General features: G+C 29.5%; 13 protein-coding genes and 1 riboswitch. All 13 genes read left to right on the top strand.

Going from position 1 to position 16777, the window contains the following annotated elements:
* The first annotated feature begins 6 nt into the window (after positions 1–6).
* The 13 genes from MTX53_RS03800 to clpB all read left to right on the top strand — a co-directional run bounded on the left by MTX53_RS03800 (position 7) and on the right by clpB (position 16773).
* Entirely contained in the window at positions 7–2034 is a 2028-nt protein-coding gene (locus MTX53_RS03800; protein ID WP_244834894.1) for a sodium-translocating pyrophosphatase, read from the top strand.
* 558 nt (positions 2035–2592) lie between these two features.
* Entirely contained in the window at positions 2593–4758 is a 2166-nt protein-coding gene (gene rnr / locus MTX53_RS03805; RefSeq protein WP_244834895.1) for a ribonuclease R, read from the top strand.
* Between the two features lie 84 nt (positions 4759–4842).
* Entirely contained in the window at positions 4843–5310 is a 468-nt protein-coding gene (gene smpB / locus MTX53_RS03810; RefSeq protein WP_244834896.1) for an SsrA-binding protein SmpB, read from the top strand.
* A gap of 79 nt (positions 5311–5389) precedes the next feature.
* Positions 5390–6316: an AEC family transporter gene (locus MTX53_RS03815; protein WP_244834897.1), complete on the top strand. Its 927-nt coding sequence runs from the start codon at positions 5390–5392 to the stop codon at positions 6314–6316.
* 69 nt (positions 6317–6385) lie between these two features.
* Positions 6386–6487: riboswitch (SAM riboswitch) on the top strand.
* A 78-nt stretch (positions 6488–6565) separates the two neighbouring features.
* On the top strand, positions 6566–7528 hold the full coding sequence (locus MTX53_RS03820) for a methionine ABC transporter ATP-binding protein (protein ID WP_244834898.1): 963 nt from the start codon (positions 6566–6568) through the stop codon (positions 7526–7528).
* Positions 7528–8166, top strand: a complete 639-nt coding sequence (locus MTX53_RS03825; RefSeq protein WP_244834899.1) for a methionine ABC transporter permease — start codon at positions 7528–7530, stop codon at positions 8164–8166. The genes MTX53_RS03820 and MTX53_RS03825 overlap by 1 nt, the downstream gene beginning before the upstream one ends.
* Before the next feature lie 16 nt (positions 8167–8182).
* Positions 8183–9007, top strand: coding sequence for a MetQ/NlpA family ABC transporter substrate-binding protein (locus MTX53_RS03830; RefSeq protein WP_244834900.1), 825 nt, complete (start codon positions 8183–8185; stop codon positions 9005–9007).
* Positions 9008–9103: 96 nt separating this feature from the next.
* Positions 9104–10060, top strand: a complete 957-nt coding sequence (locus MTX53_RS03835) for a DUF1232 domain-containing protein (protein ID WP_244834901.1) — start codon at positions 9104–9106, stop codon at positions 10058–10060.
* A 22-nt stretch (positions 10061–10082) separates the two neighbouring features.
* Positions 10083–11027, top strand: a complete 945-nt coding sequence (locus MTX53_RS03840; protein WP_244834902.1) for a ribonuclease H family protein — start codon at positions 10083–10085, stop codon at positions 11025–11027.
* 56 nt (positions 11028–11083) lie between these two features.
* Positions 11084–11260: a YtxH domain-containing protein gene (locus MTX53_RS03845; protein ID WP_244834903.1), complete on the top strand. Its 177-nt coding sequence runs from the start codon at positions 11084–11086 to the stop codon at positions 11258–11260.
* Between the two features lie 159 nt (positions 11261–11419).
* Positions 11420–12721: a helix-turn-helix transcriptional regulator gene (locus MTX53_RS03850; protein ID WP_244834904.1), complete on the top strand. Its 1302-nt coding sequence runs from the start codon at positions 11420–11422 to the stop codon at positions 12719–12721.
* A gap of 17 nt (positions 12722–12738) precedes the next feature.
* The gene (locus MTX53_RS03855; RefSeq protein ID WP_244834905.1) at positions 12739–13992 is read left to right on the top strand and encodes a transcriptional regulator; all 1254 of its coding nucleotides are present in this window, start codon (positions 12739–12741) and stop codon (positions 13990–13992) included.
* Between the two features lie 162 nt (positions 13993–14154).
* Positions 14155–16773 carry an ATP-dependent chaperone ClpB gene (gene clpB / locus MTX53_RS03860; protein WP_244834906.1) on the top strand — a complete coding sequence of 873 codons (2619 nt, stop codon included), beginning with the start codon at positions 14155–14157 and terminating at the stop codon, positions 16771–16773.
* Positions 16774–16777 lie beyond the last annotated feature (4 nt).

Consider the following 16777-nt stretch of genomic DNA (forward strand, 5'->3'; position numbering starts at 1 on the left):
GATTTTATGAATTTACTATTTATTCCTATCATTATAGGTGTAATAGCAATGGTTGTTGTAGCATTTATTTCTCTAGGTATCTTGAAGAAAAATGCAGGTGACGAAAGAATGAAGGAAGTATCTTCATATATTGAGGAAGGGGCACTTGCTTTTTTAAAGAAAGAATATTCGTATCTTATTATTTTTATTGCAGTTGTAGCAGTTTGCATACTTATATTTTTAAGCTGGAAAACAGCTATAGCATTTGTTTTTGGAGCTGCTTTTTCAATATCAGCTGGATTTATAGGAATGAGAATTGCCGTAAAATCTAATGTTAGGACAGCAGAAGCTGCAAAAAGCGGAATATCAGATGCACTTTCAATTGCATTTTCTGGTGGTACTGTTATGGGACTTTCAGTTGCAGGGCTTGGACTTATAGGCCTTGGAATATTCTCTATTGCATTTAATTTAAATGCTGAATATATTACAGGATTTGGTCTTGGAGCTTCTTCAATTGCATTATTTGCAAGAGTTGGAGGAGGAATATATACAAAGGCTGCTGATGTTGGAGCTGACCTTGTTGGAAAAGTCGAAGCTGGAATACCAGAAGACGATCCTAGAAATCCTGCAGTAATTGCAGATAATGTTGGAGATAATGTTGGTGATGTTGCAGGTATGGGAGCAGATCTTTTTGAATCATATGTAGGCTCAATTATATCAGCTATAACTTTAGGGGGAGTTTTAGTTAAAACATTTGGAAATAATATTGTTACATTTCCACTTATTTTATCTGCAATAGGTATTATATCGTCACTAATAGGAATTATTTTTGTGAAGACATATAAGGGAGATAATCCTCAAAAAGCATTAAATATGGGAAGTGCTGTTTCGGGTGGATTAGTTGTTATATTTGGATTTATAGCATGTAGAACTTTATTAAATGATGCAAAATTATTTATACCGGTAATTGCAGGTCTTGTAGTAGGATTATTAATTGGAAAACTTACAGAAGTTTATACTTCATCAGATTATAAATCAGTAAAATCAATTGCAGATGAATCTAAAACAGGTGCTGCAACAAATATTATTGCAGGTCTTTCAGTTGGAATGAAATCAACAGTTATGCCTATAATATTAATAGCAGTAGGAATATTAATTTCTTATTTTTCAGTAGGTGGAGCATCAAATGTTGATATTGGTCTTTATGGAATAGCTTTATCTGCAGTTGGTATGCTTGCCACAACAGCAATAACAGTTGCAGTTGATGCATATGGACCTATATCAGATAATGCAGGTGGAATAGCAGAAATGTGTGGCCTTGATGAAGGTGTTAGAGATATAACAGATAAACTTGATTCTGTTGGAAATACAACAGCTGCAATAGGAAAAGGATTTGCAATAGGTTCAGCAGCACTTACAGCTCTTGCACTTTTTGCATCTTATGCACAGACAGTTAATTTATCTCAGATAAATCTTTTAAATCCTTTAACATTAGTTGGAATATTAATAGGAGGAATGCTTCCATTTTTATTTGGAGCTCTTACAATGCAGGCAGTAGGAAAAGCTGCAGCACAGATGGTTGAAGAAGTAAGAAGACAGTTTAAAGAGAAAAAAGGGATACTTGAAGGAAAAGAAAAACCAGATTATTCTAAATGTGTTTCTATATCTACAAATGCAGCATTAAGAAAGATGATTCTACCTGGAATACTTGCAATATTAGTTCCAATATGTACAGGCTTACTTTTAGGAACTGAAGCATTAGCAGGACTTATAGGTGGAGGAGTTGTTACAGGTGTTCTTCTTGCAATAATGATGGCAAATGCAGGAGGTGCATGGGATAATGCTAAGAAATATATTGAAACAGGAGTAAATGGAGGAAAAGGTAGTGAACCTCATAAGGCAGCTGTTGTAGGAGATACAGTAGGAGATCCTTTTAAAGATACTTCAGGTCCATCAATGAATATTTTAATCAAATTAATGACAATAGTATCAGTTGTATTTGCACCTATTATTGCAAAATATGGTGGAATGCTTTTAGGACTGTTTATGAAATAACAATCCAAATGACAAAGCACAAATGACAAAGGACAAAGAGGGAAGTTTCTGCTCGAATCGCAGAAACGTAGAATTTATAAGCTTTCGCTTCAGGCGAAAGCTTTATTTTTTTGCGAGAACCTTAATCCAAATGACAAAGGAAAAAGGACAAATGACAAAAATGGTTGTTTCTGCTCAGTCGCAGAAACTAAAATATATGAGCTTTCGCTTCAGGCGAAAGCTTTATTTTTTGCGTAAAACGCAAAAAAAACCATACGATGAAATTCCGTATGAATTTCCACCTAAATTATCAATTATCCATTATTAATTCTCAATTGCATAGCATTTCCATCTAAATTGTCAATTAGAATTTATTTCCATATTATTTGTCCATTGTCCTTTAACAATTTGTCCTTTAGCACGTCATTTGTACTGTCCTTTGTACTAATGTATTATTTTTACGAGAATGGATATAATAAAATTAAGATAAGTATGATTAATTAAGCATTATGTGGTAGTATATTACTATACAGGAATAATTGTTTTTTGTATTATCTTATTTACAAGGGAGGAATTATTATGGGATTAAAACAGACATTATTACAGTTCATGAGTGAATCAGGTTATAATCCAATGGATATGGATGAGCTTTGTGCTGTATTTGATATAAAACAAGGTGAATATAATGCATTTAAAAAAGCATTGAGAGTTATGGAACATGAAGGTCTTATAACAAAGACAAAGAAAGACAGATATATGATTTCTGATTCTCAAGTAGAAAGTTCTGAGAATTTAGTGCAAGGAAAACTGCAAGTTCACGCAAAAGGATTTGGATTTTTAATTCCTGATGAAGAAGGAGCTAAGGATGTATTTATTCCAAGTACAGCTATGAGTGATGCTATGAATGGTGATACTGTACAAGTAAAGATAACACGTGAAGATGAAGAAAATAAAAAAAGAGAAGGCGTAGTTATAAATGTACTTGAAAGAAATATTACTAAGGTTGTAGGTCTTTATCAGGACAATAAGAATTTTGGATTTGTCGTTCCTGATGATAAACATATATCAAAAGATGTTTATATAGCTAAAAAGAATGTAAATGGCGCAAAAGATGGAGATATAGTAACAGTAAATATTACTAAGTGGCCTGAGAGAGATAGAAAGCCTGAAGGAGAAATCGTAGAGATATTAGGTAAAAAGGGAGATAGAGGAATAGACATACTTACAATAATAAAAAAGAATGATCTTCCTCTTGAATTTCCTAAAAAAGTTTTAGATTATGCAGAAGGTGTTGAATCTGAAATAAGCAAGGACGAATATAAAAATAGAAGAGATTTAAGAAACTTAAAGATGGTCACAATAGATGGAGAAGATGCTAAAGATTTAGATGATGCTGTATCTATTGAAAGACTTGATAATGGAAATTTCAAATTAGGAGTTCATATTGCTGATGTTTCACATTATGTAAGAGAAAATAATCCTTTAGATAAAGAAGCATTAAAAAGAGCAACATCAGTTTATCTTATAGACAGAGTTATTCCAATGCTTCCAAAGAGATTATCAAATGGAATATGTTCATTAAATCCTCAGGTTGATAGACTAGCACTTTCTTGTATCATGGAAATAGATAGAGAAGGAAAAGTTGTTGATCATGATATTACTGAATCAGTAATAAAGACAAATGAGAGAATGACATATACTGCTGTAAATAAAATTTTAAAAGATAATGATAAAGAGCTTATAGAAAAGTATGATTATCTTTATGATGATTTTAAAGCTATGGAAGAGCTTTGCAGAATATTAAAAGCAAAGAGAGAAAAAAGAGGATCAATAGATTTTGAAATTGAAGAATCAAAGATAACTTTAGATGATAATGGAAAGCCTATAGATATAAGACCTTATGAAAGAGAAATAGGAAATAGAATGATAGAGGAATTTATGCTTGTAGCTAATGAAACAGTAGCTGAGCATATGTACTGGACTGAACTACCATTTGTTTATAGAATTCATGAAGATCCAGATGAAGAGAAACTTCAAAAATTCAAAGAATTTATATATAATCTTGGATATACAGTTCATTGGAAAGAAGATATTCATCCAAAGACATTCCAAGAAGTTTTAGAAAAGGTAAAGGGAAAGAGTGAAGAGACTGTTGTAAATACACTTCTTCTTCGTTCAATGATGCAGGCTAAATATTCACCAACATGTTCAGGGCATTTTGGTCTTGCAGCTAAATATTACTGCCATTTTACATCTCCAATAAGAAGATATCCTGATCTTCAGATACATAGGATAATAAAAGAATATCTTCATGGTAGTCTTGAAGAAAAAAGGATTAATAAGCTAAAAAATATAGTAGGTTATGCTGCAAAGCAGTCATCAGAAAGAGAAAGATTAGCACAGGATGCTGAAAGAGAAGTTGATGATTTAAAGAAGACAGAATTTATGAAAGACAGAATAGGACAGGAATTTGACGGAATAATTTCATCAATAACATCATTTGGAATATTTGTTGAACTTCCAAATACTGTAGAAGGACTTATTCATGTTACTGATCTTGATGATGATTATTATATATTCGATGAAGCACATCTATGTCTTACAGGAGAAAGATATAAAAAAGTATATAGGCTTGGACAAAAAATTAAAATTGTATGTGTAAATGTAGATATTCCAAATAGAGAAATTTTCTTTAATATAGCAGGTAAAGAAGAGGAAAAAGAAGAAAAAACAGAAGAAAACTAAAATATGATTACTTACTATCCTATATTATCATGTGGTATAATATAGGATAGTATTATTTAGTGAAAAAACAGGCAGGTGAAAAAAATGGCAAGAAAAAAATTTGCAAATTCATTAGCAGAAAATAGAAAAGCACATCATGAGTATTTTATAGAGGAATCAATAGAAGCTGGAATAGAACTTGTTGGAACAGAAGTAAAATCTGTAAGAACAGGAAGAGTAAATTTAAAAGATTGTTATGCAGATGTTTATAATGGAGAAATCTTTATAAAAAATATGCACATAAGTCCTTATGAGCATGGAAATATATTTAATGTTGATCCTCTAAGGGAGAGAAAACTTTTGCTTCATAAAGAAGAAATAAGAAAACTTGAATCATGTACTTCACAGGATGGATATACGCTTGTTCCATTATCTTTATATCTTAAAAATGGAAGAGTAAAAGTATCACTTGGTATATGTAAGGGTAAGAAAAATTATGATAAGAGAGATACTTTAATTGCAAAAGCTCAGAAAAGAGATATTGATAGAGCTATGAAGGAAAGAAATAGATAAAGGTTATCAGCATAAACAGGAAATGGAGGAAATTTATCAAAACGAAATTAAGATTATAATGTTTTGATAAAAAAATACTATGTATTATTTAAATTCTATAATTGCTGTCATGCCTATATTTTTACTTATTATTTTTGGAATGTATTTATGTAAAATAGGAATTTTTAAAGAAGAACATGGAGCACTTTTATCAAAAATAATAAATTACTGCTCACTTCCTCTTATGATGTTTGCAGCAATGGTTGATAAATTTACTAAGGAAAAACTCATAAGTGGAGGGATTGATTTTTTAATACCTTTTCTTTCAATAATGATAAGCATACTTATTTCAATAGTTATATGCAGGGTATTTAATGTAAACAAAAAGCGAAGAGGCATTTTTAAAGCAATGTTCTTTGGTTCTAATACGGTTCTTGTTGGAATACCAATTACTCTTGCGTTATTTGGAGAAGAAGCACTTCCTTATGCACTTATGTATTATGTTGGAAATACAACTTTATTTTGGACGATAGGTGTATATTTTATAGGAAAAGATGGTGACAAAAAACAGACACAAAGCCCGTTAAAGAAAATATTTTCACCACCTCTTTTAGGGTATTTGACAGGTCTTTTGTTTGTTATTTTAGGAATAAAGGTTCCAGAGTTCATACTTGTAACAGCAAGATATGCAGGTAATCTTACAACACCACTTTCAATGTTTTTCTTAGGAATATCTCTTTATTACTGTGATAAAAAAGAAATTTCAATAGATAAAGATAATCTTCTTGTATATATAGGCAGATTTATAGTTTCTCCACTTACAGTAATATTAGTTTGCATGTTTATTCCTGCACCTAGACTTATGAAAAATGTATTTATAATTCAGAGTGCTATGGCGACAATGGTTCAAAGTGCAGTAGTTGCAAAAGAAACAGGTGCAGATTATAAATTCGCATCAATAAGTGTTACATTATCTACGGTAATAAGCCTTGTAGTGCTTCCCGTATATTATGTTCTTTTAAATTAAAAATAATATAATTATATTGACAATATAATTATATGAATATATAATATGAAACATAAGTTAATACTTATTATCTTATCAAGAGTGGTGGAGGGACTGGCCCTATGAAACCCGGCAACCGGATATATGTCTACGGTGCTAAATCCTGCAGCATAAACAGCTGATAGATGAGAGTAGATTTGGTTTTTGACGCCTGGATTTATTCTCAGGCGTTTATTTTTTGCTTAAATTTCTACAAGGGAGGTATACATATTGATAGAAATAAGAAATATAGTAAAAAAATTTGGTACAACTGAAGTTTTAAAGGATATTTCTCTTTCTATAAATGAAGGAGAAATATATGGAATAATAGGTCATTCAGGAGCTGGAAAGTCGACAGTTTTAAGATGTATAAATGGTCTTGAGACTTATGATGAAGGCAGCGTAAAAGTAATGGGTAAGGAAGTATCGTCCTTAAAGGATAAAGAACTTCGAGAATTTAGAAAAGATCTTGGAATGATTTTTCAAAATTTTAATCTTCTTAAAAGGAAAACAGTATTTCAGAATATATCACTTCCTCTTGAAGTATGGGGAGTTAATAAGAATGAAATAAATAAGAGAGTTCTTAAGCTTTTAGATCTTGTTGGTCTTAAAGAAAAAAAGGATAGCAAACCTTCTGCATTAAGCGGTGGTCAAAAGCAGAGAGTTGCAATTGCAAGAGCACTTACTCTAAATCCTAAAATTCTTTTATGTGATGAAGCGACATCAGCACTTGACCCTAGTACAACAAAAGATATACTTGCTCTTTTATCTAAGATAAACAAGGAGATGGGAATTACTATAGTTATAGTAACTCATCAGATGGAAGTTATAAAAGAAGCTTGTGAAAAAGTAGCTTTAATTGATGATGGAAGAATAAAGGCAGAGGGCACCGTTGAAGATGTATTTTTAAAACCAGATAAATCACTTAAGAAATTCCTTGGTGAGGATGAAAATATGCTTCCTGAAAAAGGTATAAACATAAAAATATATTTCCCAAGCAATTCTTCAGAAAATGCACTTATAACAAAAATGGCAAGAGATCTTAATATTGATTTCTCAATAGTATGGGGAAAACTTGAGAAATTTAGAGAAGCAGTTCTTGGAGGTCTTGTAATAAATATTGAAGAAAAAGATAAACAGATTGTTCTTGATTATCTTAAAGATAAAGATATATTATTGGAGGTGTTATCATAATGAGTAGTATATTAATTAAAGCAGTTAATGAAACACTTATAATGGTTTTTGCATCAACTTTATTTGCATTAATACTCGGATTTATCCCGGCAATTATTCTTACAGTTACAGCAGATGATGGATTAAGACCAAACAAGAAAATATATTCGATTTTAGATTTTATAGTTAATATATTAAGAAGTTTTCCATTTTTAATTTTAATGGTTGTACTTATTCCATTTACAAGAATTATTGTTGGAAAATCAATTGGTACTGCAGCGGCAGTAGTTCCACTTACTATAGCTTCAGCACCATTTGTATCAAGAATAATAGAATCAGCATTAAGAGAAGTTGATAAAGGAGTTATTGAAGCTGCAAAGTCATTTGGAGCAACAGATATGCAGATTATATTTAAGGTTATGCTTAAAGAAGCTATACCATCTATAATGTCAGGACTTACTCTTACAATAATAAGTATAGTAGGATATTCAGCAATGGCAGGAACTGTAGGCGGAGGTGGACTTGGTAATGTAGCTATAAGTTATGGTTATCAGAGATTCCAGGTAGATATCATGGTAGCAACATGTATCGTTCTTGTAATAATAGTAGAAGCACTTCAGCTTTTAGGAAATTATTTATACAATAAATTATCAAAATAAATAGGGGGAATTATATATGACAAAAAAGAAAGTAATATCAATATTTTTAGCGGGAGTTTTATCATTAGGTCTTATTGGATGTGGAGGGGCTGGTTCAGACACTGCATCTAAAGATGATAAGACAATAAAAATAGGAGTAACTCCAAAGCCACATGAGGAAATTGTAAATGTTGCAAAACCTCTTTTAGAAAAAGAAGGCTATAAAGTAGAAATAGTTGAGTTTAATGATTATGTTCAGCCTAATACAGCTGTAGATGAAGGATCACTTGATGCAAACTTCTTCCAGCATAAACCATATTTAGATGAACAGGTAAAGTCAAAAGGACTTGATCTTGTATCAGTTGGAACAGTTCATCTTGAACCAATGGGCTTATTTTCAAGAAAAATTAAGAGTATTGATGAAATTCAAGATGGAGATTCAATTGCAATTCCAAATGATGCTACTAATGAAGCAAGAGCATTAAGATTACTTGAAAAGAATGGACTTATAAAGGTAAAAGAAGGAGAACTTGTTACTCAGAACGATATAATAGAGAATCCAAAAAACATAAAATTTGTTGAAGTTGAAGCTGCTAATGTTCCTAGAACATTAGATGATGTTCAGGCTGCTGTAATTAATGGTAACTATGCAATTCCAGCAGGATTTGATCCAAGCAAAGATGCAATAGTAATAGAAGATAAAGATTCAGAAAGCGTAAAGCCTTATGATAATATAGTTGTAGTAAAAAAAGGAAATGAAAATCTTCAAAAGATACAGGATCTTATGAAAGCACTTCAGTCAGATGAAGTAAAAGATTTTATAAATGAAAATTATCAGGGATCTGTAATTCCAGTATTTTAATAAAGATATTATTAAAATGATGCTGTAAATCTATTTTACAGTATCATTTTTTTTGTATATAATTATGAGAGAAAGTCCTAAAAGGGGGGCATTACTGTGATTATAAATGAGGGATGCGTAAAGGCTACAGAAGATGACATAAAGAGCATTATAGAAGAATTTATAAGGATTGAAGGCCTTAACGTTGAAAATATAAATATAGGAAATGGAATAGAGTTAAGCGGTTTTTTTGAAAATAAAATAAAAATTAATTTTTATTTAAAACTGCTTGTTGAAGGCTGTGCAGATAATAAGATAAGCTTAAGAATTATTAAATTTAAAGTATTAAATGTAGCAGTATTTAGGATCATAAGAAGTCTTATTTTAGATAAAGTATCAGATCTTTTATCAGAGTATGGAATTTCTTCGAATAAAGATCTAGTTATTGTAGATTTTAAAAAATGCTTTAAAAATGTACCATATATTTCATTAAATATAGATGAAGTATATATAAAAGGAAATAAATTATGCATTGATGCATCAGATATAAATGTTTCTATAAAGGGGAATATTAAAAAAGAAGAAGAAGAAAAAGAAGAAAATGAAGAGGATTCTTTAGAAGATATAGATTCAATAAAGAAAGTAGAAGATAATTATTCAGCTGGATCAAAATTTATCAAAGAAAAGTTCCCTGAAAGTTTTGATAAGATAAAAGATTATCTATTTATAATACCGGATATAGCAGCATTAATATATAGACTTCTTAAGGATGATAGAGTAAATACAAAAACTAAGTTAATAATTTCTGGTGCAATTGCATATATTTTTGTCCCTGGGGATATAATACCAGATGATATACCATTTATAGGCACTATAGATGATACAGGTGTATTATTTTTTACTTTAAACACTATAATGGAAGAAGTAGATTTACATATTATAATTGAAAATTGGAATGGGGAAAATGACATCTTACTTGTATTAAAAAAGTCATTAGAGTATCTTTCTACATTTCAAAGTGCTTCAAATGTAGCGTCTATTGTTAAAGCTATAGAAAATTTAAGTGATTTATAGAAAATAGGAGAACGATTAAAATATGGCAAAGAAAGTTTATGCAATAATAAAAGGTTATGATAATAAAAATAATAAAGAGGTTAACTCTGTTATAGTAAATACATGGGCTGAATGTTTAAAGCTCGTAAAGGGAGTAAAGGGAGCAAAGTACAAAAGCTTTGAATTGATTGATGATGCGAAAGCTTACCTTAAAGCAGGGGAAAAAAGTCAAAAAAAATCAGACGGAAATTATCCTAAAGATGCAATGCATATTTATGTTGATGGGAGCTATAGCATTAGTAATGAAAGATATTCATACTGCTTTGTAGTTGTAAAAGATGATATCGTAAGATATATAGAAAGTAATTCTGAAAAAGAAGATAAGTCTCTTAGGACAAGACAGGTAAAAGGAGAGCTTGAAGCATCATATAAAGCAGCACTTTATGCTTTTAATAATAATGAAAAAAGAGTAGTTATATTTCATGATTATGAGGGAGTTAGAAGTCATGCGACAGGTGAGTGGAATAGAAATGAAAAATCTTCTGAAGAGTATTATGATAATATGCAGGAAGTTATGAAAAAAGGTCTTGACATAATATTTGTAAAAGTTGATAGCCATACAGGTGACTTTTTCAATGATCTTGCTGATGAAAAGTGTAAAGAGTGTATAGAAATTACGTCATCAAATGCAGTTTTAAGCTATTTAAAGACAAATAAAATTTATGTTGCTGATGAAAACATAAAGAAACAAATAGAATCAATTACAAATGATACTGTATTTGATAACATAATAGTCGTTTCAGATAAAGATAGTGCAGAAAAAATAATAGAATCGACTGAAAAGGAAAAAGAAGATACGTATAGTCAGATTCTATCTTTATATAAAGAAGATAAAGTTAAGGCTCAGAGGATGATAAAAAAGATGAAAAGTAAAGAAAAGGAAGAATTTATATTTTATTTATTATCTGAGAAAAAATATATAGAATAAAAATATAGAAAGTGCACAACATAAGTAAGACAAAATATTAAAAGAGGTGCATTTTTATGTGTAAATTTGTTAAAGGTATGACTATTGGAATGATGGTTGGAACTAGTATGGCACTTATGCTTATGCCAACAATGGACAAAAAGACTCAAAGAAACATGAGAAGAATGGCAAGAAAAATGAAAGATAGTGCTGAAAACACTTATGACAATATGTCTGACTGGTTTAATTCTTAAAATAAAAGAAAAGCTTCTGTGTATTTTTATGCAGAAGCCTTTCTTATTTATGCATATTTATACTTGTGAAAATTTGTGATGATATGTAACATTTATGAAAATTATGTTATAATATAACTATAGAAATTTGTAGAAAGATAGAAAAAGGAAAAATTATATATGGATATATTAACATTAGGGGAAAAGATAAAGCAAAGAAGAAAACAATTAAACATGACATTAAAAGATCTTGCAAAGAAAAGGATAACGCCAGGTCAGATAAGTTTAATAGAGTGTGGAAAGTCAAATCCTTCTGTTGATTTGTTGGAGTATTTGGCAAAAGAATTAAAGACAAGTGTGCAATATCTTGTCGAATCCGAACAAAGTCAAGCAGAAAAGATATGTATATTCTATTTAAGAATGTCGAAAATTTGCGCTTTAGATAAAGAATACGATAAAGCATATACATATATTGATAAATCGTTTCAATATGCAGAAAAATATTCTATTGATTATATAAAAGCTGAACTTTACAATGTAAAAGCTGAATTAGCTTTAGAAAGTGGAAAATATGATGTTGCTGAGAAGTATTATTTATCAGCTAATGCTATATTTATACGTAATAAAAAGTATAAAAATATCATATATACTTTTTTAAATTTATCAGATATTGCAGTTAAAACAAAGGCTTTTAATTTAGCTTTAAACTATCTTAAACAATCAGAAAAAGTATATGATGATAATGTAATAATGGACAAACTACTTGAGATAAGAATAAAAGACGAGATAGCACGAGTATATTTTTATTTAGAGGATTTAAGGCTATCTTCAAAATATGCTTATATAGCAAATGAAAAGCTTAAAGAATTATATGACTATAAAGGACATATAAAAAGATTATTTAACCTTGCAGAAGAATTTAGTGAAAAAGGAGACTTACAAAAAGCTTCTAATCTTGCAGAAAAGGCACTTTTAATTACTAAAAAAATTGATGATGAAAAGAGTCTTTATAAAATAGAAAGCACTCTTGGAAGACTATTTTATATGGTAAGTGATATAGATGAATCTATAAAACATCTTGAAGTATCTAAAAAATATAGCAATAACTACTGTGAAAATTATAAAGAAAAGAATAATAATCTTATTGAAATTGCAAAAGCGTATTTAAGCATAAAAGATATAGATAAATCTAGTGAAATATTAGATGAAATTGAGTCACATCTTAGTAAAGATGATATTGAGCTTAATATAAAGTGTGAAGTTATGCGTCAGACTATTGACAATATAAATGGAAATTATGATAACATTCACGGATTAATTGAATGTTTAGGATATGCTGAAGAAAATGATAAGATAAATGAAGCTTTCGAGTTGTCTATGAGAATTGGAAAGCATTATATTGACAGAGAAGATGAAGAAAAAGCTAAAACTTATTTAGAAAATGGCATTAAATATTATAATATTATAAAAGAACATGATTAGGGAATAGGGTGCAAAAGATGGATATTTATTCAGTGGGAGAAAAGATAAGGAGAATAAGAATCTTCAAAAATATAACGCTTAAGAAATTATGTGGGACAAAAATTTCAATAGCTAAGATGAGTTGTATAGAGAACGATAAGGTTAAAGCAGATAAAGATATATTAAAATATATATCTCAAAAATTAGAAATTGATTATGATTATTTGATTCAGGACTCATATGATCAGATAAAAAGTAATATAGAAGAATATAAGAAGAATTTTAAATTTAATCTTAATTTAGAATCTGAACTAAAAGATAATTATGATTATGCGATAAAGTATAAGTATTATGATCTTGCATTTGAGCTGATGCATATGCTTTTTAAATATTACATAGAAAACAATATGATAAAAAATGTTCAAGTCATAATTTCAGGATATTATAATTTATATCAGAAGAATAATTCAAATGAGAGTACTTTTATTTATTATAATGATATGGGAGAATTTTTAATAGAAACTGAAGAGTATAAAGACGCAATAATTTATTATGAAAAAATAGATGAATTATGTGAGAAAAATTCTTATAAACTTGATTTTGTATCAGAAATAGATATAAGCTATAAAAAAGCTGTATGTTATCAGAATCTTTCAAAATATGAAACGGCATTTTCTATATTAAAACCGATTATAAATGATGTTGAGAAACTTGAAAATACAATTCTTAAAACTAGAATTTATCAGAAATATTCAGAATTATGCATACTTCTTAATAGTGATGAATCATTAAAGTTTAAAGAAAAATCATATAGTTATATAAAGAATGACAAAATTAGCATAATATATTCAAAACTTAATTATGCGAAATATTACTTTATATCATATCTAAATGATCAAGCAGTTATAGAAATAAATGAAGCAAGAGACATTTTAAAAGACTTAAAGAGTGAAGAAACAATTCCATTTAATTTTGATTTTATAAAATTATGTTTAAAATATAAAGAATATAATATGGCATATGACATAATTGAAACCACAATTGACGATATAATAATTACACAAAATAGAGAACTTATAGAAAACATTTATTATCTAAAGAGTAGAGCTTTAGAGAATCTTAAAAAGTATGAAAAGGCAGAAAAATACATGAATTTATCATTAGATATTTTGATGAAATTTGGAAATAGAGAACAGCGAAAAAAGAGATATCTTGATCTTGGAGAATTATATTATAAGATGGGAAATGTAAAAGATTCTTTAAAATACTTTAATCTAACATTTACTATATAAACAAAAAGGTGGAAAATTATGTTTTCTACCTTTTTTATTTTGCATAAATAAAATAGAAAATTTATCTTTGACTTTCTTTGACCTTTATGGTATTATAATTTCAGATAAAGAAATAATAAAGAATGAATGCTTAAGAGATTAAGCTTTAAGGAGGGAACATTTATGAATGTTGATAAAATGACATTAAGAGTACAACAGGCTTTAAGTGATGCAAATAGCATTGCTGTAAAATATAAGTCTCAGCAGATTGATTTAATTCATCTTTTTAGCAGTCTTATAAATCAAGAAGATGGACTTGTTCCTAATATATTTACTAAAATGGGCGTAAATGTTGAGCAGATGAAAAAATCTGTAAATGATACTCTTGATAATATGGTTAAGGTAACAGGAAATGGAGCCGATACTCAGGGAGTATATATTACAAGAAAAGTAGATGAGGTTTTAAATAAAGCAGAAGAAATTGCAAAGAAATTTGAAGACTCATATATAAGCGTTGAGCATCTTATGCTTGCAATAATGGATGCTCATTCTAATACTGATGTTTTAAAGATATTAAATCAGTATAATGTAACAAAAGATTTATTTTTAAAAGTTCTTCGTGATGTACGAGGAAGCCAGAAGGTTGAAAGTCAAGATCCAGAAGGAACATATGATGCACTTTTAAAATATGGAACAAATCTTACTTCATTAGCTAAAAAGCATAAGCTTGATCCAGTAATAGGTCGAGATGAGGAAATAAGAAGAACTATAAGAATTCTATCAAGAAGAACAAAAAATAATCCTGTACTAATTGGTCAGCCTGGTGTTGGTAAAACAGCAATTATAGAAGGACTTGCAGAGAGAATAGTAAGAGGCGATGTTCCAGAAGGGTTAAAGGATAAAATAGTATTTTCACTTGATATGGGTTCACTAATTGCAGGAGCAAAGTACAGAGGAGAATTTGAGGAAAGACTTAAAGCTGTACTTAAAGAAGTTCAGTCTAGTGAAGGAAAAATACTTTTATTTATAGATGAAATTCATACAATTGTAGGAGCAGGAAAAACTGATGGTGCAATGGATGCAGGAAATCTTATAAAACCTCTACTTGCAAGAGGAGAACTTCACTGCATAGGTGCTACAACTTTTGATGAATATAGAAAATATATTGAAAAAGATAAGGCACTTGAAAGAAGATTTCAGACAGTAATTGTTGATGAACCAACAGTTGAAGATACAATTGCAATATTAAGAGGTCTTAAAGAAAGGTTTGAGATACATCATGGTGTAAGAATTCATGATACTGCTATAGTTGCAGCTGCAAAGCTTTCAAATAGATATATTCAAGGAAGATTTCTTCCAGATAAGGCAATTGATTTAATTGATGAAGCTGGTGCAATGATAAGGTCTGAAATAGATTCAGTACCTACAGAACTTGATGAAATCAGAAGAAAAATATTTAAAGGCGAAATTGAAAAAGAGGCTTTAGTTAAAGAAAAAGATGAAGGCTCAAAGAAAAGACTTAAAGCTTTAGAAAAAGAACTCGCTGAATTAAAAGAAAAAAATGATGAAATGACAGCTAAATATACAAAAGAAAAAGAGCAGATTAAATTTATTAAAGATTTAAAGAGCAGACTTGATGAGGCAAGAGGAGAAATTGAAACTGCACAGAGAAATTTTGATTACAATAAAGTAGCAGAAATTCAATATAGCAAAATACCTAAAATCGAAGAAGAGATAAAGAAAAAAGAAGAGGAACTTAAAAATAATTATGAAGGTGCTCTTTTAAAAGAAGAAGTTACAGAACAAGAAATCTCAGAAGTGCTTTCAAAATGGACTGGAATACCTGTAAGCAATTTAATGGAAGGCGAAAGAGAAAAGCTTTTAAAACTTGAAGACCAGATGGAAAAGAGAGTTATTGGACAGAGCGAAGCAGTAACTTCTGTTACAAATGCAATACTAAGAGCAAGAGCAGGACTTAAAGATATAAATAGACCAATAGGTTCATTTATATTCCTTGGACCTACAGGAGTTGGTAAGACAGAACTTGCTAAGACTCTTGCAAGAAATTTATTTGATTCTGAAGAGAATATAGTAAGAATTGATATGTCTGAATATATGGAGAAACATTCAGTATCAAGACTTGTTGGAGCACCTCCAGGATATGTAGGATATGATGAAGGTGGTCAGCTTACTGAAGCTGTAAGAAGACATCCATATAGCGTAATACTATTTGATGAAATTGAAAAAGCTCATCCTGATGTATTTAATATTTTCCTTCAGATACTTGATGATGGTAGACTTACAGACAATAAAGGAAATACAGTTGATTTTAAAAATACAATTATAATTATGACATCAAATATAGGAAGTGGACATTTACTTGAAAATAAGAGTGAAGATTCTGTAGAACCTGAAATAAGAAAAATGGTAATGAATGATCTTAAAGCTAGATTTAAACCAGAATTTTTAAACAGAGTTGATGACATCATAATGTTTAAACCTCTTACAGAAAGCGGAATCAAGAAGATAATAGATATATTTATTAAGGAAGTTTCAACAAGACTTCAAGAGAAGAATATTAAAATAGAAGTTACAGATGGAGCAAAGACACTTATGGCAAAAGAAGGATATGATCCTATATATGGTGCAAGACCACTTAGAAGATATATCCAAAACGTAATAGAAAACACATTAGCTAAAATGATAATAAAAGGTGATTTATATTATGGTTCAAAAGTTAAAGTTCAAGAGAATAATGGAGAAATAGAAATTCTTCCAGAGCTTGTAGAAGCTGAAAATTAAAATA

It is taken from the genome of Clostridium sp. BJN0001 (assembly GCF_022869825.1).
Lineage (GTDB): Bacteria > Bacillota > Clostridia > Clostridiales > Clostridiaceae > Clostridium.

Bases quoted from the DNA above. Each gene is read 5' to 3' on its own strand.
- MTX53_RS03800 (WP_244834894.1), top strand. From the start codon at position 7: ATGAATTTACTATTTATTCCTATCATTATAGGTGTAATAGCAATGGTT.
- rnr (WP_244834895.1), top strand. From the start codon at position 2,593: ATGGGATTAAAACAGACATTATTACAGTTCATGAGTGAATCAGGTTAT.
- smpB (WP_244834896.1), top strand. From the start codon at position 4,843: ATGGCAAGAAAAAAATTTGCAAATTCATTAGCAGAAAATAGAAAAGCA.
- MTX53_RS03815 (WP_244834897.1), top strand. From the start codon at position 5,390: ATGTATTATTTAAATTCTATAATTGCTGTCATGCCTATATTTTTACTT.
- MTX53_RS03825 (WP_244834899.1), top strand. From the start codon at position 7,528: ATGAGTAGTATATTAATTAAAGCAGTTAATGAAACACTTATAATGGTT.
- MTX53_RS03830 (WP_244834900.1), top strand. From the start codon at position 8,183: ATGACAAAAAAGAAAGTAATATCAATATTTTTAGCGGGAGTTTTATCA.
- MTX53_RS03840 (WP_244834902.1), top strand. From the start codon at position 10,083: ATGGCAAAGAAAGTTTATGCAATAATAAAAGGTTATGATAATAAAAAT.
- MTX53_RS03845 (WP_244834903.1), top strand. From the start codon at position 11,084: ATGTGTAAATTTGTTAAAGGTATGACTATTGGAATGATGGTTGGAACT.
- MTX53_RS03850 (WP_244834904.1), top strand. From the start codon at position 11,420: ATGGATATATTAACATTAGGGGAAAAGATAAAGCAAAGAAGAAAACAA.
- MTX53_RS03855 (WP_244834905.1), top strand. From the start codon at position 12,739: ATGGATATTTATTCAGTGGGAGAAAAGATAAGGAGAATAAGAATCTTC.
- clpB (WP_244834906.1), top strand. From the start codon at position 14,155: ATGAATGTTGATAAAATGACATTAAGAGTACAACAGGCTTTAAGTGAT.